Annotated in this window: 19 protein-coding genes; 6 read left to right on the forward strand and 13 right to left on the reverse strand. The window is 40.6% G+C overall.

The genetic code is table 11. From position 1 onward, the window contains the following. Positions 1-246 precede the first annotated feature (246 nt). Positions 247-618, reverse strand: a complete 372-nt coding sequence (locus tag Q6344_08395) for a WG repeat-containing protein (protein ID WLG12628.1) — start codon at positions 616-618, stop codon at positions 247-249. A gap of 95 nt (positions 619-713) precedes the next feature. Between Q6344_08395 and Q6344_08400 the strand changes: the two genes are divergently transcribed. Further along, entirely contained in the window at positions 714-1,043 is a 330-nt protein-coding gene (locus Q6344_08400) for a LysR substrate-binding domain-containing protein (protein WLG12629.1), read from the forward strand. Between the two features lie 612 nt (positions 1,044-1,655). Here Q6344_08400 and Q6344_08405 read toward each other — a convergent pair. The 3 genes from Q6344_08405 to Q6344_08415 all read right to left on the reverse strand — a co-directional run bounded on the left by Q6344_08405 (position 1,656) and on the right by Q6344_08415 (position 4,908). Continuing rightward, on the reverse strand, positions 1,656-2,786 hold the full coding sequence (locus Q6344_08405) for an SIP domain-containing protein (protein WLG12630.1): 1,131 nt from the start codon (positions 2,784-2,786) through the stop codon (positions 1,656-1,658). A 511-nt stretch (positions 2,787-3,297) separates the two neighbouring features. Beyond that, positions 3,298-4,101, reverse strand: coding sequence for a TonB-dependent receptor plug domain-containing protein (locus Q6344_08410; protein WLG12631.1), 804 nt, complete (start codon positions 4,099-4,101; stop codon positions 3,298-3,300). 138 nt (positions 4,102-4,239) lie between these two features. Continuing rightward, complete coding sequence (locus Q6344_08415; GenBank protein WLG12632.1) at positions 4,240-4,908, reverse strand: hypothetical protein; 669 nt, start codon at positions 4,906-4,908, stop codon at positions 4,240-4,242. Between the two features lie 315 nt (positions 4,909-5,223). Here Q6344_08415 and Q6344_08420 point away from each other — a divergent pair, with 315 nt between their 5' ends. After that, positions 5,224-6,246: an alpha/beta hydrolase-fold protein gene (locus Q6344_08420; GenBank protein ID WLG12633.1), complete on the forward strand. Its 1,023-nt coding sequence runs from the start codon at positions 5,224-5,226 to the stop codon at positions 6,244-6,246. Positions 6,247-6,619: 373 nt separating this feature from the next. On the opposite strand, the gene Q6344_08425 is transcribed toward Q6344_08420, so the two are convergent. From Q6344_08425 to Q6344_08435, 3 genes are all read right to left on the reverse strand, one after another. Beyond that, a complete protein-coding gene (locus tag Q6344_08425; protein WLG12634.1) occupies positions 6,620-7,021 on the reverse strand; it encodes a biopolymer transporter ExbD in 402 nt (133 codons plus the stop codon). A gap of 214 nt (positions 7,022-7,235) precedes the next feature. Then, complete coding sequence (locus tag Q6344_08430) at positions 7,236-7,925, reverse strand: MotA/TolQ/ExbB proton channel family protein (GenBank protein WLG12635.1); 690 nt, start codon at positions 7,923-7,925, stop codon at positions 7,236-7,238. Between the two features lie 123 nt (positions 7,926-8,048). Then, entirely contained in the window at positions 8,049-8,984 is a 936-nt protein-coding gene (locus tag Q6344_08435) for a TonB family protein (GenBank protein ID WLG12636.1), read from the reverse strand. A 493-nt stretch (positions 8,985-9,477) separates the two neighbouring features. Between Q6344_08435 and Q6344_08440 the strand changes: the two genes are divergently transcribed. The 4 genes from Q6344_08440 (at position 9,478) to Q6344_08455 (ending at position 12,204) form a co-directional block, all read left to right on the forward strand. Beyond that, positions 9,478-10,521: an ABC transporter substrate-binding protein gene (locus Q6344_08440; GenBank protein WLG12637.1), complete on the forward strand. Its 1,044-nt coding sequence runs from the start codon at positions 9,478-9,480 to the stop codon at positions 10,519-10,521. A 117-nt stretch (positions 10,522-10,638) separates the two neighbouring features. Next, positions 10,639-10,833: a hypothetical protein gene (locus tag Q6344_08445; protein WLG12638.1), complete on the forward strand. Its 195-nt coding sequence runs from the start codon at positions 10,639-10,641 to the stop codon at positions 10,831-10,833. After that, complete coding sequence (locus Q6344_08450) at positions 10,809-11,333, forward strand: iron chelate uptake ABC transporter family permease subunit (protein ID WLG12639.1); 525 nt, start codon at positions 10,809-10,811, stop codon at positions 11,331-11,333. Before Q6344_08445 ends, Q6344_08450 begins: the two co-directional genes overlap by 25 nt. Positions 11,334-11,433: 100 nt before the next feature. Then, on the forward strand, positions 11,434-12,204 hold the full coding sequence (locus Q6344_08455) for an ATP-binding cassette domain-containing protein (protein WLG12640.1): 771 nt from the start codon (positions 11,434-11,436) through the stop codon (positions 12,202-12,204). A 256-nt stretch (positions 12,205-12,460) separates the two neighbouring features. Here the strand turns inward: Q6344_08455 and Q6344_08460 are convergent, their stop codons facing one another. From Q6344_08460 to Q6344_08485, 6 genes are all read right to left on the reverse strand, one after another. Continuing rightward, on the reverse strand, positions 12,461-14,797 hold the full coding sequence (locus Q6344_08460; protein ID WLG12641.1) for a FepA family TonB-dependent siderophore receptor: 2,337 nt from the start codon (positions 14,795-14,797) through the stop codon (positions 12,461-12,463). Between the two features lie 877 nt (positions 14,798-15,674). Then, a complete protein-coding gene (locus tag Q6344_08465; protein ID WLG15184.1) occupies positions 15,675-16,388 on the reverse strand; it encodes a hypothetical protein in 714 nt (237 codons plus the stop codon). Between the two features lie 144 nt (positions 16,389-16,532). Continuing rightward, on the reverse strand, positions 16,533-17,258 hold the full coding sequence (locus Q6344_08470; GenBank protein WLG12642.1) for a hypothetical protein: 726 nt from the start codon (positions 17,256-17,258) through the stop codon (positions 16,533-16,535). Positions 17,259-17,332: 74 nt separating this feature from the next. Next, complete coding sequence (locus Q6344_08475; GenBank protein ID WLG12643.1) at positions 17,333-17,974, reverse strand: hypothetical protein; 642 nt, start codon at positions 17,972-17,974, stop codon at positions 17,333-17,335. Between the two features lie 238 nt (positions 17,975-18,212). After that, positions 18,213-18,797: a YqiA/YcfP family alpha/beta fold hydrolase gene (locus Q6344_08480; protein WLG12644.1), complete on the reverse strand. Its 585-nt coding sequence runs from the start codon at positions 18,795-18,797 to the stop codon at positions 18,213-18,215. A gap of 24 nt (positions 18,798-18,821) precedes the next feature. Continuing rightward, the gene (locus tag Q6344_08485; GenBank protein WLG12645.1) at positions 18,822-19,712 is read right to left on the reverse strand and encodes a hypothetical protein; all 891 of its coding nucleotides are present in this window, start codon (positions 19,710-19,712) and stop codon (positions 18,822-18,824) included. Positions 19,713-20,197: the final 485 nt, after the last annotated feature.

Consider the following 20,197-nt stretch of genomic DNA (forward strand, 5'->3'; position numbering starts at 1 on the left):
ATTTATTTGAGCTATGCTCAAGGTATTATATCTAGCCAAACCTTCATAGCAATCGTCTAACCAACTGAACTTAAAAGGTACTATGGTCTTACCGGTTCTATCAATGACGCCATACTTATCATTTTTACTGACGACTATCCTACCGTCACTGAAATCGCCTACCGTTTGGTAAGCATAGGGTATGACCATTTTACCCGTTTTATTCATGTAGCCATATTTACCGTTTTTGTAGACGGCAACCAAGCCTTATTTAAAGTCACGATAGTCAATAATCACCCCATAAAAAAGCGGTGCTTGATGTTCAACCGGTATGACTAGTTTGCCAGCTTCATTGATATAGCCTTGCATATATAAATAGTCTTTGTAATCCTCAGCGCCATCGTAACCTTTGACATTGCCCTTTTTCATTAATGAGACACGAGCCATGCCCTCAGAGGAATCACCACAACTATAATAGTTTGCAGGTACAAAAACCTTCCCATTATCATTTTTATAGCCACACTTAAAATCATTATTATTCTCTACCTCAAAACTCTGCAATGCGGCTACAGCAGGTAATATCGCAAATACGCCACAGAGACCTAAAACCAGTGACGTTTTTTTATTATATATTTTCATCTTAATCTCGGTTATAAGGTGTGGAAACGATATAGCATTGATAAAAACTGGCCTATATAACACTGCTACAATGGGTATTAAATTTAGGGGTTCCTATGTCACTCAAGCAATTAAAAGGGATGCCACTGCTACATGATTCACACAACCATTGGCAACGTTTTCTTAACACGGCAGATAAGCTGTCAGGTGCAGTATTTAACCAAACCGCGCTGTCTTTAGATGCTGCTTTAGCAGGACAGGGAGTTGCGATTACTTGTCAGGCGTTCGTACAAGCAGATTTGTCTGCGGGGCGTTTGGTACAAGTTAGTAAGTTAGATTTAACTGTTGAGCCTGATTACTACCTTATTCGTAAACGCACATCAGTATCACGACCTGCTGTAGATGCGGTATGGGAGTGGTTTATTGAAAACTTGGTTATTGGTTGATTAGTCTGTAATAGCTATACCCCAAGGGAACCAGCTATTTCACCCTTCAAACCTATTAACATACCACTTATAACAGATTGGTATAATGGAACCACTTATAACTGAACAGCACCAGTACCGTCGAAGACCCGATATGTCTAGCTGCCTTGCAGTCAGTGAAACATTGCTGTTGTTGCCTTCTATTTATTTAACAGCTTCAGCTTTGGAAACTGTACTATAGACTCTGGTTTTCTTAGTCATGATAAACTCCTCATAGAGTCGTTAGTTTACCAACTTCTTCTCCAAGATTCCTTCAGCATAGCTCACCAGCACCACTGAGTATTTCTTTGGACTCTTGCACTCATAAAAGCTAGTCTACTATCTATACTAGCATCACATTGCTGTATGCCTTAATAGTCATGTAAACTACAATTGAGCAGAGCCGATGCAGTGCTATTCATACTCATTGCACTGATCGCTAAAGATCCTGAACCAATTTCGAGGAAACTTCGTCTATCCATGACTATCTCCTTATTGTAATTTTGAAAATACAAATTTTTATTAGCCTTATTTTTATTAGCCTTATTTTTATTTGAATAAGTATGAGATTCAATAATAAGATACACCTACTCCTTAAGACGTTCGCCAATACACCTTCATAACCATATCTTGGCGAGATAAATCAAACTTAGTTTTTAATTGGCGCCTTAATATTTTGGCATCAGCTGCGCTAAGCGCGCCCCAAACCTTCTCTATAAGAATAGAGCCGTCTTCTAAACGTGTATCTATAGCTGAGACAATAGCATCAGGAAGATCAATAGAAGGTGTATTCAAAATATGCACTATATTGTCTTGTTTAAAACTATTTATCTCTGCCAATGTCTGACTTAATTCGATCTCTTGTAGATAAGACAGCTCTGCACCATCATTCGTCATGACAATGACGATTGGCGCTATCGGATTTTGCCAGTTTTCTAATAAATTAGCGACTGTCGGCATAGATGTTTCGTCGCACAGAAGCAGGCACTGACCATCATTTAAATGCGCAATCCTTTCTGGATAATCGCGTACACTTTTAAGCTGTGTTCCTGCTTGAACCGCTCTCGCCCAATTACCACCAGAGGTATCCCCATGAATATAAATATCCACCCAACCCTGTATTTGCTGAGTTTCTGCATCTTGCCATGCTTTTCGCAAGGTATAGTAACGCTGTAATTTCTCCGAGGCGGCGGCAGAGTTATGACTAATTGATACGTCAGTATTCATTTCAAACAGATAGGCGTATCCTGCATAATTCAGTGGCGTATCAGCAGGTGCAGCGACTACCAATCGGAACATATTCGGGCTGGCGTAATAACCATCAATCACAGTGAAATAACGCTCTTGCTGTTTTATCGCGAGCTTGCCAAGTTTCTTTGAAGCCACTTGCAAAAGGTTAATATATTGCGACTTCAAAGTAATGGTTTCATCAATCACATTTTCAAATTCAATAAAAAACTGGCTGATGCCATCAGATAACATTTCTACTTTGTGATTTGGCAAAGCTTCTACATTTTGGACTGATGCTTCGAGCAATAATCCATTGCTATAAACCTCTGCTACTACAACTGCCATATCATTACTGAGCTTGGTGTCAGCAAATGCTTCTACAAACAGCGCCAATTCGTCTTGGTGTTCATCATTGACATGGTTCATGAACTTTATTTTAGCTACCATGGGTAATGGCATTTTGTCTGTATGATGTTGATCAAAAACTTGGGACATAATGCACCCTTTATAAAAAGTTGGTTTTATAAAAAAGACAAGGCGCATGATTCACTCAATCGCCTGATCCATTAATATTGTGTGATAACAATACTTTTAACTAGAATCAAAACTAGAACTTATAAGACAGCGACGCTTTTACTTCACGCTCATCACCTGGCATATTAGAGGTATTGAGTGAGCCGACGCGGACATAACGGTCTTTATTTAACAGGTTATAAACGTTTAATTGACCGGTATTGAGGTCTGTTTGATATCACTATCTAGATAGCTATAACCACCAGATACCTGCAACTTAGGCATAATGATAATCAGCCTCTCTATCAGAATAGCGAATACCGACACTTATGACACCAGCACTAGCCAGACGATGCTCAAAATCAGCAAACACATCATGGCTCTGACTGTTAAAGTCGTTCCACTTAGCCCCATAAAAATCATTATTAGGTAGGGAGATTAAAGATTTATCAGCAAAGGTAGGCAGACCATTATTGGGGGTGATTTGTCGAACTTACATCAAATAACCCAGACCAAATTTACTGGTATCATTCAATTGCTTATCAACACTGACGTAGGTCGTACCGTTTTGATTGTATTTACCACAGATGTCATCAACTACTGAATTGGAGCGCTGATTGTATTGCAGCACCGTGCGACCAACGAGACTCTCATCGGCGCTCAAGCTGCCCTGAAGACCAGCAGATACGCCATAGCATTCTGGATTGCTAATATTGGCTTTACCACGCTTTCGAACCAAATTCACCACACCGCCCACCTCTGACGCTGAGTTAAACAAGCCAGAAGTTCCGCGCATAACCTCTACTCGGTCAAATGCGACTAAATTAGGCAAGGTGTCATTGATACTTGCCATGGGAGATGCGAGCCCATCAATACTATATTGATCATATTCATAACCACGAGAGTAAATAAATGAGCGCCCATCATCATTTTTCAGAACTCGTAAACCGGTCGTGCGCTTAGCAATTTGGTCTAACGTATCAAGATTTAAGTCATCAATTTTTGCTTGGGTGATCACACTGATAGACTGGGGAATATTTTCTAGATAATCTGGTATCTTGGTACCGACCTTCGCGACATTGGCATTATATAAGTCATTATCTTCACTTGGATCAACGGCATATAAAGGGTTCACGGTTACCACAATCGTATCTAAAGTGATACTAGGCAATGCATCAGCACTATCTTCTGATTCAGCCGCTATCGCTGGTAACGACATAAAGAGTAAAAATAATATAGAATAGCACAGCGGTGACAGTCTGAAATTCGAGGATTGATTTGAGGTATTATGAATCACGTTAGTATTCCTTAAAGCCATAGTAGATAACCCATTGGGTTTGTTAATGGCATTAAAAACAGATAGCTATTAAATAAAAACAACTCTAACTTCATCTGGTGAAGTCAGAGCCTGCTCTTACCGGTTAGCACTCAACAACTAAAATCCTCTAGCATTATCACTAGTAGCGGTATAAAAGATATTGAAGGCACTATTAGCGCCAGTTTTGACAACTTTACCGTCTACCGTTGCACTGGCTTCGAAATTAACACCACCACCTGCACTTTCACCGCTAGCAATGTTCGGCAAGGTCAGTGAATGCACGACCACTTTCTTATTGGTAATGGGTGTCTCTGCTTTGGTTAATTTTGTACCCCGTGGTTTGACCACTTCGCCCTCTGCAACGACTTTCGTTAAATCATCATAAATAATATCGAAATCTAATAATTGTGCCTGATCAAGTTTTGCTTGTCCGTTGACAACAGGAATACCAACAAGAGACTTGCTGCCACGGTGAATCATGCGATTATCGATAACTTTACCATTATCTAGCTTTCTGGCTTCTACAGCGACTGAATTGGTTCGAGCCATCAACATCACTTTATAACCTGGTACCACAACTTTACCTTTTCCATCAAAAATATCTGCGACCAATTCTGGTGCATTTTTCGCTTTATTGATGACTACTCGAGCAGAGTTTTCAGAAACGGGATAGTCTTTGCCGTCAATCGTCAAATAACGAGTATCAGCATAACTGCTTTGCGTTTTCATGAGACCGTTTGTCACAGAGTGATAAGTAGATACAGGCGTTGCGCTCGATGGTGACATCGTATTTTGACATCCTACAATCCCTAAAGATAACAGCGCAATAGATAAAACTGAAAATTTAGATAATAGATTTTTGCTGAAACATGACTGAGTTGAACGTGACATAATTTAATCTCATAAGAAGGATTTTTGTGAAATGCAGAACTACTAGAAAGAAATTGTAATTGATAACGATTATCATATGCATTATTATTACGATAATGTAACTAGTTGTCAATCCTTATCAAGGATATAAAATACATTTGTTAATTCTCTTACAGTTTTCATATAAGCAATACTATGCTCAAGGCTTTTTGAATATGATAAAGGATAGGTATGTCAAAATTTCAGACAAAACTTGCAATTATAACGATAACCATAGCAGGAGTAATGATGTCACCAAGCTATGCTAAACCTGACTTGACCAAGACAGTAGATATGAGCTTATTGCATGCCAAAGATACCGGATATCGTTTCGTATATCATACCTTCATTACACCTGCACCAGAACTACCCTCCTATAGCGTAACAGATTCACAATTGAAAACGCTGCAAGCCTATGCAAAACCTCGTCATTATCAAGTATGGTTAGCTATTCCTGAGCAAACAACCGATCATCAACTCTCTAACAATTCTGTAAAAACTCCTAGTAAAGTACTTTATATGCTTGATGGTAATGCGGCTATTGATGATTTAGATACAGAAACGCTGCGCGCCTTATCCAAGTCTACGCCAAAAAAATCAGCGCCTGCTTTGGTCCTTATAGGTTACCAAATACCTTATCGCTTTGATGTCGATGCCAGAGCGTATGACTATACACCACCCTTGCTAGCTAACACTGCAGATAACGGTGCTTTTCAAGAAGAAGGTAGAGAGCGATTAAATGGCGGTGCAGAACACTTTTATGCGTTGATTGAAAAAGAAATTAAACCCTGGGTATATGAACAGTTGGGCGAGAAACCGAAGCAAGAAGCCATTTGGGGACACTCTTACGGTGGTTTGTTTGTATTGTATAATTTGTTCAAGCACCCTGAAGCTTATCAGCAGTACTTCAGTGCTGATCCTTCACTATGGTGGCAAGATGGAGAGATGATTAACTATTGGCAAGCGTATCAAAACCTTCCTGAAGCGCAACTTGCAGATATATCCAATAATAAACACAAACAGATACGACTCACTTTTGGTCACTCTGCAGAGCAAACCACTATGCCAGTAGTAGCGCCCGCTCTGATGAGTAAAAAAGAATTCGCCAAGGAAGTCTGTGACCACTTTGAGAAGAGTTGTAGTTATCAGTTTTACAATCAATCACACGGAGAAGTATTTACAACCTCTCTATTGGAGAGCTTAAAACGTTTCTAAGACTGACTTTTAATAGAAAAACTGTAGGCTTATTCTTATTGATCTATAGCAGATATTTTAAAACCTATACTTTAAGACTCTTCAACTCCCCCTATCAATTGGAATGATACCTATTTCTTAAAAAATCATTACCTTAATAATTATGGTTTAGACCTCCTAGCGATGAGTGATTTTAAGATTGAGTATGTTCAAGATACATTTAGCACTCAGACCTTATCTACTAGATAAAAAAACCTCGCTAGGTTACCCAAGCAAGGCGGGAGAGAAAGGTTGTTATGATATTTATGTTTATTATTATCTTATTTGTATTTAATAATAGCGGGATTGATTATATTGAAAGCCAACTCTGCTAAATAGCTCCTAGTTTTCATTACTATTCATTTACAAAGGCTATTTTGCTCAGCCCTGCTTGACTGGCTACCGCCAGTACCTGCGCCACCGTCTCATATCTACTTTCTTTATCTGCTCTTAATAGCACGGAAGGGTCTTTACCAGCTCCACTTTGCTGTTGTAGACGCACCCCTAGTTCTTCCATACTAATAGGATCGCTATCCCAGAAAATACCAGCATCTTTATCTATACTAATTTGGATTGCTTCAGGTGGCTGCTCATTGATTAGCGCACTGGTTTTGGGTAAATCGAGCGGTACTGTTGGATTCAAAACAGTCGCTGTCAATAAAAAGATAATCATCAATACCAACATGATATCAATCAGTGGAATGAGGTTCATCTCATTCATACTTTGGACGTTATCATCACTTAACTGAAATGCCATAATATTCTCTATCGTGTGTCAGTCTTATACAAAATCATAAACTTTTGCTTTAAAAAAGCCATCCAGCGCTGGCATTTACAACAACTTTATATAGTCAAGGAATTTTAGAAACGCTACAAGGCGACCGACCGCAGATAGTACACTGAGTACATTTAGGGCGGGCAACACCGTATCGGTTTAAAAGTGCTCTGACTATAAATAAAATCTAGCAATGCTACTGTTGGTAAGCCTCTTGTGTATCAGTATGAATACTACTATTGCTATGAGCACTCTTACTAAAAGTGACATTAGTGGTTATGCCTTGCTTTTCAGCTACATTATGAGGCTCCATTGAAGGTTGCATTGCTGCTAAATCAACAGACTGCGCCAATAAATCATGGGCTCTATCATTGGCATGGTACATTACCCGTCGATTGATACGTACGGCAAGGTTATAAAACACCACTGCTGGAATTGCGACGGCAATACCGAGACCTGTCATAATGAGCGCCTCGCCAACTGGTCCTGCCACTTGTCCAAGTCCTGCTTGCCCACTGGTACCGATATTATGTAACGCGTGAAAAATACCCCACACTGTACCAAATAACCCAATAAATGGCGCGATCGCTGCAGTGGTACCTAAAATAGGTAGGCCGCGTTCGCTAGCAAAACGGTAACGCCCGATATGCTTTAATAATGCTTGCTCAATGACTAATCGATGCATAGCAGCATCAGAGTTAATCACAGCTGAACGCTTCATCTCAACCTGCTGACTCAAATCATCAGCAACACAGGCGGCCAATTTTCGGCTTTGTAATATACGAATAATACCAGTTACCCAAGAGAGCACCGATAAGACCAATAGCAAGAAAAACAAGCTTTTGGTCACCAAATCGCTGTATTGCCAGTAGCTTGTAAAATTCATATCAGACTCCTTAATATGTTATGCAATCATATGAGTTTGTTGCGAGTACCGCATATCCACTTATCATGAAAAATCATCAGTAATGATGCTCTAAAAATAATAGGCTCGTTAAATAACTAAATTTTATGGTGCTGCATAACTGATAGGTAAAGTTACATTACCCACCACTGGTACGCCATTTTTCGTAAAGGGTTTAAATTTACCAGAAAGTACTTGTTGTTGAGCATCCCTATCGAGTGCGGCGTTGCCAGAAGATTGCGCTAAGCTCACATTATCTATGCTGCCTTGCTTATTAACTTGTAGTACCAAGACAACTCTAAAGGTTTCCCCTGATCTAGCACCTCGTCTGGCACGAGCAGGAAAACTAAAACTCGGTGCTGATGCCCAGTTAGCGTTGGTCGCAGTGAAATTGACTGGTGTATTACTTGCAGCAGCAGCTTGTTGATTAGCTTTCTCACGAGTCGCGGCTTCAGCTTTTGCACGGGCGGCTTGTGCAGCTTTGGCATCGGATACGGCTTGCGCTTCACGATCTGCCTTTGCTTTGGTATCCGCTGCAGCCTGAGCCTCGCGCATAGCTTTAGCATGCGTTTGTTGATTAGCCTTTTCAGTCTGTGCTGCCAATATTTTACGTTCGTTATCGGCTGCTAAAGCGCTTGCTTGAGCTGCTGCGTCTGATTCTTGTGATTTTATTGGTTGTTTGATGACAGGCTTGCTCTCTACTATTTTTGTTGTCGTAGTATCTGGCTTAGTATCAACCTGAGGCTTTGGTTTCTCCTTCCTCACAACTGGTTGCACTGCTTTTTTTGGCTCTGGTTTTGCCTCAGGTACGCTAACAGATTGTGGTTTAGGCGCTTTAATAGGTTCGACTTCTGCGACTGCCATCACTGGCTCTGCAATTGTCGTAACTTCTGACACAAACTGTATTTCTATAGGCGGTGTTATTTCAAGTGGCTTAATAGTAATCACAGGGGTTTTGACCATCACCAATACGATTGCTGTCAGCAAATGTAATGCGACAACACAACCCATAACTGTGGATGTTAATTTAACTGATGGCATATTGAAACTTGTTGAACCCATAACAGCCTAATAATTTTATTAAACAAAATGTAATAGCAATGTTAATGCAAATGATAACTATTATCAATAAATTTAATAACTATCTTTTAAATATTTATTCCCGCTTACAAAGCACCCTCTCTCATCTTCATGTACTCAAGAAGAATTCTTCCTACCACTAAGTCACTACTGAAAATTCTCGCTAGAGCTAAATACCTCAGCCTATGAAGCTATAAAATCAAAAATGATAATAATTCTCATTATCATTGATAAATACTGTTAACTACTTTATGATAATCGCTGTTTACTCTTTTGAACTTTAAAAAAGTTCAAGTAAGCATTAATCCTGAAGTAGTCAATAGCCTTAAAGACAAATTAAATGGCGAAGAGCGCCGTTATGAATACTGCTATGCAGCCTCTTTACTAACCATCCCATATTTTGCAGTCATTTGATTAATCAACTTTCTATAACTTGTAATATAATGAGTTACCTATGTTTACTAATTTACTCTCTATACCAGTGCCCGTATTCAAACGTCCTTTATTAACAACTATGATGGCAACATTAATAGCTACCGCCAGCTTGACAGGCTGTACCTCACCCGACTCTAGCGATTCTGAAACTGCAACGATTACAACAGAGAATGAAACGGCAGATACCGTATCGAATGCTACGAATAATGGCGAATCTACCACTAGTATAAAAATTGATACTGCAAAAGGTGAGATAAGCTTACCAGTTAATCCGTCACCCATTGCAGTATATGACATGACGTTAATGCAAGATTTAGCGGCTCTTGAAGTACCTATTCAAGGTATGCCAAGCAATATGTTGTTAGACAATCTGCAAGCAAAAAATCAACCGGAGCCAAAAGAAGTAGGTACATTGTTTGAACCGGATCTTGAAGCCTTGAATGCACTACAACCACAGGCAATATTGATTGGGAGTCGCACTGCTAAAAAATATGATGAATTAGCAAGTATTGCTCCTACTCTTGATATGAGTGTCGATACTGCCGATATTTATGAATCGAGCAAACGTCGCTTGTCTGACTTAGGCGCTTTATTCGGTAAAAGCGAGCAAGCGGCAAAACTACAAGGTGACATCGATGGTCTGTTAGCAGAAACCAAAGCTGCCACCAAAGATAAAGGTAAAGGCTTAGTGGTCATGGTCAATGGCAATAAAATGTCCGTATATGGTACTGAGTCACGCTATGGTTTTATTCATACCGTACTTAATATCCCAATAGCAGATAATCAAATTAAAGATGGTAATCACGGTCAGCCAATCTCGTTTGAATACATACAAAAAACCAATCCAGACTGGTTATTCGTCGTCGATCGCAGTGCTGCCATTGGTGAAGATGGTGCTGGTGCCAAAGCCGTATTGGACAATCCACTGGTCGCGCAAACCAACGCATGGAGTAACAATCAAGTGGTCTATCTTAGCCCAGACTCATACCTTGCCTTTGGCGGTTATTATCAATGGATGCAGGATTTGACGACCATTAAAGAGGCTTTTGCTAACGCTAAATAAATGATGCGTTAAATAAGTAATATGCTAAACAAGCAACATGTTAAATAAGCGTCATTCGTTTTTAGGCAACTGTCATCACTGTCAGTTGCCAACCCTCACTTTAAGCCAGTAGCTGATATGCCATTATTTTCCTCTCGTGCGCAGACCAGCGTCAAAGCCCGCCCTACTTTACCAGCCGCATCAACGAGTTGGCAAAAAAGCGCAAGCCGTGGTCTAAGTTCTAAAAATCGCCGTGCTTCTATACCGCCGTGGGTCATCAACACGGGCAGCCTCATTATTATGGGGTCTTGTTTCGCAGCTTATCAGCCCTGATTGCCAGATTGATCAATCCTGATGATTTCGTCGTCGTGCAATCTGCCAGTTACGCACAATTCAATACAGTCAATCCTCAGCTGCTTGGTATCAGCATTGTTATCTGTGCCATTAGCGCACTGTTTATCTGGCGCTGGCGTTATCAATGTGACGTATTGATGCTTGGCAAATCACAAGCCATTAACCTCGGTATCAACTATCAACGCTTGGCATTTGGGCTATTAACGGTCATTGCGGTATTGGTCGCCACGGCAACCTCATTGGTCGGTCCAGTGACCTTCTTTGGGCTGTTGGTTTGTGCGCTAACCAATCGTATCGCTCGGCATATGTATCACAGCGAGCGTCTGATATTGGTCTGTTTGGTGGCGATGATTTGCTTGGTACTCGGTCAGACGATATTTGAGCAACTATTGGGCATGGCGGGTGTGCTATCGGTCGTCATTGAATTGGCTGGTGGCTTGGTATTCTTAATATTAATTTTTATGACTCAGCGTCGTTAATATCGTGCTTATTTAATCATCACTGACCTAGTAGCCAATCATCTAAAAACCATTGATATAGTAATGAAAAATCAGATCCTTTGTAAAAATAAGAACCACTATGATTAAACTCAATAACATCTCGCACCATATTGGCAAACAGCAAATTCTTCATAACATTACGTTGTCGTTACCAAGCGCACAAGTGATTGCCCTGATTGGTCCCAATGGCGCAGGTAAATCTACTTTATTTTCGGTCATGGCACGCTTGCAACCGCTACAGTCGGGACAGGTCAGTTTCGCTGTAGATAATGAGGAACGTGATATTGTTAGTTGTCATGCGCGAACCTTGTCCAAAACTGTGGCGATGCTTGGACAAGACAACCAAGTACAAGGACGACTTCGCGTGCATGAGCTGCTGATGTTTGGGCGTTATCCTTATCATCAAGGGCAACCGACGGCTGATGATCAGCAAAAAGTGCAAGAAATTATCGAACGTTTTGAGCTTGCGCCGTTAGCCGAGCGTTTTTTATCGACACTATCAGGTGGTCAGCGTCAGCGAGTATTGATTGCGATGATTGTTTGCCAAGATACGCCTTACTTATTGCTCGATGAGCCGCTCAATAATTTAGATATGTATCATGCTGGTCGCCTGATGCGTGAGCTGCGCGAATTGAGTCATAGCCAGCAAAAAACCGTGGTCATTGTGCTGCACGATATCAATCAAGCTGCGCAGTTCGCCGATACCGTGGTCACTATGAAAGAGGGTCAGGTAATGGCTGTCGGTCAACCTGCAGAGGTCATCACCCAAACAACCATGAAGGATCTGTATAACGTCGATGTTACCGTACTCAATCATCAAGGTCGCCCAGTGATTGTCGATAGCTTATAACCTGCTGTCTAATAAATTAAAAAGATGAATCCATATAAGAAATGCTGTTCATAAAATATAGGTAATATTTTAATAGAAATGACTGTTAACTATTTTTTCAACCAAATTCAATTAAGAACTACAAGATGATGGCTATGTGTTATCTGTTTTAATGATTGTTTGTAAGATCATAAGTAAGATTGGTTGTACAAATCAAAAGGTCTGAACAATTAGTTCAGACCTTTTTGCGTCCTAAAGAAAATACTATATCTAAAGATTAGAAATCAAAACTAACATCAAACACATAAGCACGGCCTGGCTCATTAAAGGTTCGAGCACCCGCATTGGTACCCGTGCCTTCGCGCTTAATTTGCTTATCAAATAGGTTTTTGATCCCTGCTCCAACGGTAACACTGTCGGTTAGATTATAGCGAGTGCTGATATTTGCCAGCGCATAAGGCTTACGGTCTAACTTTAAGGTACTCAGTTCATCACCAGTAGTAACCGAAATTTCAGGTGCATCAATGGTGCCATAATAGCTGACGCCTAAGTCGGCATTCCAGCGAGAGGTAATGTCCCAGTTAACATTGGAATTTACAGTAAATTTAGGAATTAGCGATAGCGGCTCACCCGTATCTTTACGTTCTGAACGCAGATTTCCCGTAACGTTGGTGTACCAAGAGAGTGCGTCAGTCACTGGAACTGTGACAAAGCCTTCAAGACCTTCAATGATGGCTTCACCTTGGTTCTCCCACTGGAAGATAGAACGGTTAGTCGCCGAATCTACTGCTACCCGGTCTACACCCGCACCAATACGGTTATCATAGGCATTATGATAATACGTCAAGCCCGCATTCAGCCCTGTGCCATCATCATAGGTAAAAGTCAGCTCTTTGTTCCAAGAAGTTTCATGCTCAAGATCAGGGTTGCCCAGCACTTGACAGCCCCGTTGATCTTCAGGCACCCAAGAAGGACAGCCATTACCCTTGGTGTAATAGATGTAGTTATGATCTAATAAGTAGAGCTCAGGCGCCTTAAAAGCGCGACTAATGCCGGTTTTAACTGACCAGTTAGGGCTAAAATCCCACGTGGTATTGATACTTGGTGACCAATTACTCCCTGCTTCACTGTGATAATCAAAACGTAACCCTGGCGTTACATACCAGTCTGGAGTGATTTGGTAGTTATCTTCTACATAAGCACCGACGAGGTAAGCATCTGATTTTGGATCACGCTTAGCAGGGTCAGTTTCGACATCGCCGAAGTCAAAACCATCATCAAAGGTTAAGTCAGACACTAAAGGATTGGTCAGTTTTTCACCACGGAACTCAGCGCCTGCAGTCAACGTATGACGATCAAAGAATATATCCCACTCTGACTTGGCGTTTAGTGTGTCATAGGTCGCCTCGTTCCAGTTATAGTCCTCGCCTGCGGCTGGTGGTTTAATTTGACCTTCACCTCCACCAGCCGTGCCTTCAGCCAAACGCTCATTATTGGTACGGCTAAACTCTAAATAGCTATTGCTACGGGTATTGTCATAATCACCACGGTGCGTGATGGCAGCACCATAGCGTCGCATCTTATTGGTAGATTCTCCAGCTAAGGTTTCGACCAAATCATTATTGACATTTTGAAATTGTGAGTCGCCCGCCCAGCGATTATCCTGGGTACTATAGTTGACTTCAAAACCTACCGTGTTCATCGCATCCATAGCGTATTCAAAGAGCTGGCGGACATCTATATTCTCTACGCCTTCAACCCCAGCTGCAATAGAAGCGACTGGTCCGTCACGCCCATCTACAATTTGGGCGTCTTCGGCATTGATATAAGGGTCATCGCCTTCACTGTCGTGGTAACCAAGCGTAGTACGGAAGGACAGCTTGTCGCTTAAAGAACCAGCCATATTGATATTGGTGCGCCAGTCTTTACCTTCCAAGTCACTCTCTGGGGACTCGTAGTGACCAGTGACCGAAAATTCTTTTTTAGTAGGCGCTTTAGTAATGATGTTGACTACCCCGCCCATACTACCAGAACCATAGCGAGCCGCGGCTGGACCACGCAATACTTCGATTCGTTCAATAGCGCTCGGCGGCACCCATTGCGAGTCTCCACGGGTATCTTGCTCGCTAGCCCTACCAGGGCGAACGGCATTACGAGAAGTAACAGGACGGCCGTCGATTAAAATCAGCGTGTTATTCGGGCCCATACCACGTAGGTCAATCTGGCGCTGATTACCGCGCTGACCAGAAGTAGACGAGCCAGATAGGTTAACCCCAGGCATTTTGCGCACGATCTCTGCAATATCATTGGAAATAGAAGCTTTTTTGATAGCCTCTTCACTAATCACTGAAAGCCCAGCTGCTTGTTCAAGCTCCTCTCTTGCCGCCTTAACAACAATGGTATCTAGCTCAACAGAAGGCATTGCCTGCTGTTCATCAATTTCTTGCGCTGCTATTTGTGGTACGTTACGGCTATCTATCTCAGCAGCGAATGCAGTTGTACTCAAAATAGAAGCGATAGCAATGCCAAGCAAAGCTTTGCCAGTCGCTAAGCGTAACGGCTTTGGTAGGTAAAGAGCATTTATAGAAGCAGAAGAAATTGGTAATGTTGGCATAGATGAAAATCCTAGAAATATTTAGTGTTTACCAATACTTTGCAAATTTTCTGATAGAGCAGATTCGCTATAACATTATGGGTAAGCACTAGAAAAGCATGCAAAAGTGGTTATTTTTTAATGTTATAACAACAGAATAAATGAAGCATTGATATCGATAAGACCTTGAAAATAGAGCACGCAAAGAACTGATCGATGCTTATTAATAAAGAGTGCACACTTTAGCAACATTATAAAAATAATGCAAATACTAATGATAATAGTTATCATTAGTATTTGCATTATTTTTATGTATACTAAGTCAGTTAACCACTACACCTATCTTCATATCATGTAGCTAAAGTTTCCCAAATTGAGGTCTACGGATTTGACGGGATAGGTCACTTGTCGCGCCTCTTCTATATTTCTAAAACGCGTATTTCTTAAATAATAAGTGGGGATTTTTTTGTCTAATTTTCTAGAGTTATAGTCATATTTAGGGCGTGTCCTCAATTCAATCGATAGTTATCTAAATGGGTTAAAAATGGCTAAACTTTGCCAAACGGCGTCAAATAGCTTCTTAATATCTCGATATTATCTGCGCTATTTTCCTTGTTTGACTGCAATTTATCTCATTTTTATCGCCATTTTTAAAATGAGGACATGCCCTAGTATTCGTAAGTTTACATCGCATCTACATAATTAAGAGTAATAAGCGTTCTGTTGAAATATATAACGCTAAAATCAACCAGACTAAGGTGCTTGATTTTTTAGGTATGAAAATTTTTAGGCATGAAAAAGCCAAGACAAGCTTGGCTATTCTCATATATTATAAAGTCACTTGGTTAGCATAAGTTTATCTTGATAATTTTTACTACATAAATTACCGCTTTAACGATCAAACCCAACCCGCTTCTAAAAGCTGCTCAGTATTACTTATTTTGAATTCATGATATAAATTAAAAAATACTGCGGGGTCTTCAATGTTATCGAGCAACTCGCGTTTATTGAGCGCCACAAACATCGCCAGTGCATAAGCCGCACAATGGATAGACTTTTTAGGATTAAACTCACGATCCGTAAAGGCTTGATATTGCACAACTTCTTCATGCAAATGCGGGTTTTGCTTTAGGGCATTCACATAGAGCCAATCATAAAATGTGGTCAATGGCTCTACGCTCCACTCTATGCCAAAATAATTATAGCCAATCAGTTCACCCGAGGTCATTAAGCGCTCGTCCTTTCTGGCTTGTCTTGGCGGCGCACTTAACAAGTCAGTATAGGGGCCACCATCTTCAAAAACCATACTGCTTTGAAAGGCATTTTCGACACTGTACTGCTGCCCATCTTGTTCATTCGTTAGCTTCAAGCTCAATGGACTCAGCGGAAAACTCAATTTATTACCAGACTTGCTCGATAGCTCAAGGACATGACTAAAGCCATACTTTTTGCGAATGACTTGATGCATATCATTGATGGATTTTTTCTTTTGGCGACTGGCAAACCCCACATGCCGCTCAAATCTAACCATGTCTGTTTTTACCAGATTGTCACTGTTGGTTCTCGGCATAAATACGGGTCTGTGTTCTACAATATCTTGTCTTTGATCCACAGAATTCTGTGTTTGTTGCATAGCAATGTGCCTTATATCAATAGTCTTTTATAGCTAGTCTTATATAAATATTCTTTTACAACGGCTCTTATAAAAACTGACATTAAAACGTATTGTTTTGACATCAATTTTACGGATAGCTACCTACTCAGCAGCATCTAATAACTTGTTAAGCGCCTCTACCATGGCATCATCTATGATACTGTCTTCCACATAGCTTATTATCTCGTCTATCGTGGTCAAATCCATTTCCCGAATACCCAAACTGGCTAGCTGCTCATTGATCGAGTCTAAACTGTCATTATCTTCAGTCTCGTCTAATAGATTCTCTTCAAATCTCCCTCTAACGAACCAGTACATTTTTTCTAGCACGGTTTCTTTTTTGGTTAAAGTAGAATAACCGTCACCATAAATAAACAAGTTGAAATGATAAGGTATCTCTACCTCATTAATGAAAAAAGTGCGCTTACATTCTAGTGTATAGGCTTGAATGTCTTTGTCTTCAGTGGCTTGGTCATCTTTATTGTTTTCATCACTGTCTTCATCGTATTCAATTGCTTCCTCTATCAATCCACCTAATATTTGATAGTCGCCCACTTTGACCTTATGGTTGTAAATGATAGAGGCGTCTGCGATTGCGTCGAAAATAATGGCACTGACATCTAACGTATGATCGTCAATATCATAGAAGCTTTTTAGCGCGGGTAAAAACTCGGTCAGCTTTTCTTCAGGTACTGGAATAAGAAACTGCTGCTCATATATTTTAATCATGTCTTCAGGCGCATAGGTATTGGTAGTATTGGTCTCGTTTCTACCAGTTGGCTGCAAAGGTGCAAAATTATACGGGTTATAAGGATTAGTATCGGTCATTTGGGACGGCCTTTTTATTTGGGTATGCTGTGTTAAATGTTAATGCTACCAATTGATGAGTGATGTATCACATCCTACTCACACTGCGGCAGATCATACTCGATGCTATCAACCATCTCATGACGCTGTTCAATGATAAGTTGATAACCGTTAATCATGCCATTATACGGCAAGTGACCGTTATATTCTGCATAATGCGCAGCCAGACATTGTTGAATCACCAACTCACGCTTTGCCGCATTCATTTTGGCAATATTTTGCGGTAAATACGCAACAGCTTTACTGCTAGCCACGCCGCGCGACATCCAGTTAGCGCCCTCACTCCATGTAAAGTCGATGACCGCTCGCAATTGATATTGCGGTAGCGGATAAGGATAATGCGCCAAGTCATATTGGATTTGCGCAATATCCTCTGCAAAGGTGTCATACTTTATATCGAGCACGGATAATAGTGCTTTTAAGAATTCATGAGCAGTAAAGTAGCTATCAATATCTGTCGCATTAAGTCCTAGTATGTCGCTAGACAATACATGACGCAGACGATCACAGGCAGATATGATATGTTTTGGCGGATAACCCATGGCTTGGACAATATCTTGCGAACGTCGTTCACATTTCTCTATTTGGCTAACCGCCTCTTTTGCCAAAGGATGCCGCGGCGTATAACGATGAGTATATTTGGAAGGCGTGAGATTTTGGCTATTGATATGAGACATCAGTGACTCCTGAACTCCGACAATAAGAATAAGCCCAAATAGGCAAGTCAAATCAGGCATGGATAGCCTTGTCGGAGTACAGGCTCATGCGCTTTACCAGAGTGGTTTTATATCGTGCTGGAAGTTGCAATGTTTGCTAAGCGATTTTTGAAAAACTTGGCAAACCGTTAAACCCACGATAGTTTTTTAGTTCTTTATAATAGTAATTAATAAGGCCTTACTGCAAGGCTGATGGTATTTAATCTTCACCATGATATGTCGCGTCATCCATCCAGATAATGGGGTCTTCGCACAGATGAACCAAGTGATACCAAATGTCTTCGCTACGGGCGATACGGTGATGACCACGCTCAAAATACTCCACTTCCCAGCTCTCAGGTAAGTTGACCAACGTGCGTCTGGCGACGGCTACATCTAAGCATTCATCATCAACCTCAACCATGACTCTTATCATCTCAGTATTCGAGGTAGGAAATGACAATTTCATATCAGCCACTTTTGGTATGCGGTCTGCTAAAACCTCACTGGGATAAATGCAAGGCGCTATTAATAGCGCACGCAAATTGTATTTGTGGGCGAAATAATTGGCGAACCAGCCACCAAGTGAATGCCCTGCCAAGACGACTCGAGGATACTCGCGCATTTTTTCTAAAATTAACGCCTCATAAATATCGAAAATCTCGTTGAAATTATCTCGATAATTGACGGTTTGGCAGGTTTTGGGCTCACGGCTAATACAACTATATTTACTGGTCTCATTACTCGAATCAAGACCGTGAAAGAACAGTAAAAACGTGTCATTATTTTCAATGGGAAACATCATAGTCCTCTCCTTTTAAGGATTTTTTTATTTATTAGCATTACTTTTATGCTTCAACCATAGGCCATAAATGCGCTCAGCGACATCCATAGGAATCCTCGTATATCCAGCACCAAATGACACGTCATAGACCCTAGTCATCATCGCGAGAACCTCATCTGCGCTATCGGCATCACCTTGAATCAGACGATTAGCAATCTGCTCCGCCTCACTGCTGTACTCATCCCAAGTATCATTGTAATAACATCCCACAATACCAAAGTCATAACGATAGATCATATCGGTGATAGACCTCATCAAGCTTGCACTCGCCTTATCATAATGATTGATCCACTCTTGGTATAACTGCTGACGTATGGGCAATACACAAGGCAAAACAGGACGATCTTTGGGATCATTCAGTTTATCGGCACTTACAACGTGTGAGGGTTTCATACCCTCCTCCCAGAGCAATGGGTACGATGACGAAAACATGCCTTTTTCACACATATTCAAACGCCATATTCCCCACATCTCCTTGCTAGCACGACTCATGGTATAGACAATAATCTGATTGAGATAATCACTATCATAGATGATATGTTGACGATCAATTCTCACGCCTTGCTTGGGCAATACATCAGTATAAGTGAGGGATATGTCACGTTCACTTGGTTCGGCGGCAACCACTACCTCAGAACAATCTAAATCTCTCTTCATCAGCTCATAAGGAGCAACAAAGCTCAATGTCTCATCGCTATTATTCACAAAGTAGATATCATCTTCATAGTTATCGATAGACTCGTTATGCAGATAAAACAACGGTATCTTTGGTTTAGTTTGGACCTTATCTTGAATGGATTTAGGCAGTTTTGATCCACTTGACCAATTTAAATTATCGATACGTTTTTGCTCAAAAGTGTTGGTTATATTTGTCATAATATTGTCCTTATTTTTTAATTTATTTTGAATATCAGTAGCTTGTAGTAGTTTTAATTTTTTTTGATTCTCAAAGCAAATTTAAGTCAGCCGAGCTTGTCCGCCGCTTTTAGAGCAACGTTAAAAAGTAAAATGAGTGTTTCAATGATTATTTTAGAAGTTATTTAAACTTATTTTTAACAATATGAAATCTGTGCCATCATTGATATGACAGCTATAATTTATGAGTAGCTTGGGTTTAGTTGATTAGAAAAATAATGATTCATGCCAGCCAGAGTATTGATATTTAACAGCAATAGCGAAGTTATAGGGTGAAGCGTTGCGCCTCGAGGGTTAACTCTATGTTGCTGTTTTCCTGACTGAATTACGTCCTAACTCAGTAACTATAATATAAAAATTGAGAAAGATAAAGCGTCTAATTAAAGCGGGCGACAACTGCTGTCGCTCAGCGGTATCGAATACTTAAGTTAAAAACATAATTTGGA

Source organism: Psychrobacter cibarius (assembly GCA_030686115.1).
Taxonomy (GTDB): Bacteria; Pseudomonadota; Gammaproteobacteria; order Pseudomonadales; family Moraxellaceae; genus Psychrobacter; species Psychrobacter cibarius_C.

What these genes read in the sequence shown, in the direction of transcription:
- Q6344_08395 (WLG12628.1), bottom strand. Translation starts at nt 618, where the DNA reads ATGAAAATATATAATAAAAAAACGTCACTGGTTTTAGGTCTCTGTGGC.
- Q6344_08400 (WLG12629.1), top strand. Translation starts at nt 714, where the DNA reads ATGTCACTCAAGCAATTAAAAGGGATGCCACTGCTACATGATTCACAC.
- Q6344_08405 (WLG12630.1), bottom strand. Translation starts at nt 2,786, where the DNA reads ATGTCCCAAGTTTTTGATCAACATCATACAGACAAAATGCCATTACCC.
- Q6344_08415 (WLG12632.1), bottom strand. Translation starts at nt 4,908, where the DNA reads ATGTCACCATCGAGCGCAACGCCTGTATCTACTTATCACTCTGTGACA.
- Q6344_08420 (WLG12633.1), top strand. Translation starts at nt 5,224, where the DNA reads ATGTCAAAATTTCAGACAAAACTTGCAATTATAACGATAACCATAGCA.
- Q6344_08425 (WLG12634.1), bottom strand. Translation starts at nt 7,021, where the DNA reads ATGGCATTTCAGTTAAGTGATGATAACGTCCAAAGTATGAATGAGATG.
- Q6344_08430 (WLG12635.1), bottom strand. Translation starts at nt 7,925, where the DNA reads ATGAATTTTACAAGCTACTGGCAATACAGCGATTTGGTGACCAAAAGC.
- Q6344_08435 (WLG12636.1), bottom strand. Translation starts at nt 8,984, where the DNA reads ATGCCATCAGTTAAATTAACATCCACAGTTATGGGTTGTGTTGTCGCA.
- Q6344_08440 (WLG12637.1), top strand. Translation starts at nt 9,478, where the DNA reads ATGTTTACTAATTTACTCTCTATACCAGTGCCCGTATTCAAACGTCCT.
- Q6344_08445 (WLG12638.1), top strand. Translation starts at nt 10,639, where the DNA reads ATGCCATTATTTTCCTCTCGTGCGCAGACCAGCGTCAAAGCCCGCCCT.
- Q6344_08455 (WLG12640.1), top strand. Translation starts at nt 11,434, where the DNA reads ATGATTAAACTCAATAACATCTCGCACCATATTGGCAAACAGCAAATT.
- Q6344_08460 (WLG12641.1), bottom strand. Translation starts at nt 14,797, where the DNA reads ATGCCAACATTACCAATTTCTTCTGCTTCTATAAATGCTCTTTACCTA.
- Q6344_08470 (WLG12642.1), bottom strand. Translation starts at nt 17,258, where the DNA reads ATGACCGATACTAATCCTTATAACCCGTATAATTTTGCACCTTTGCAG.
- Q6344_08475 (WLG12643.1), bottom strand. Translation starts at nt 17,974, where the DNA reads ATGTCTCATATCAATAGCCAAAATCTCACGCCTTCCAAATATACTCAT.
- Q6344_08480 (WLG12644.1), bottom strand. Translation starts at nt 18,797, where the DNA reads ATGATGTTTCCCATTGAAAATAATGACACGTTTTTACTGTTCTTTCAC.
- Q6344_08485 (WLG12645.1), bottom strand. Translation starts at nt 19,712, where the DNA reads ATGACAAATATAACCAACACTTTTGAGCAAAAACGTATCGATAATTTA.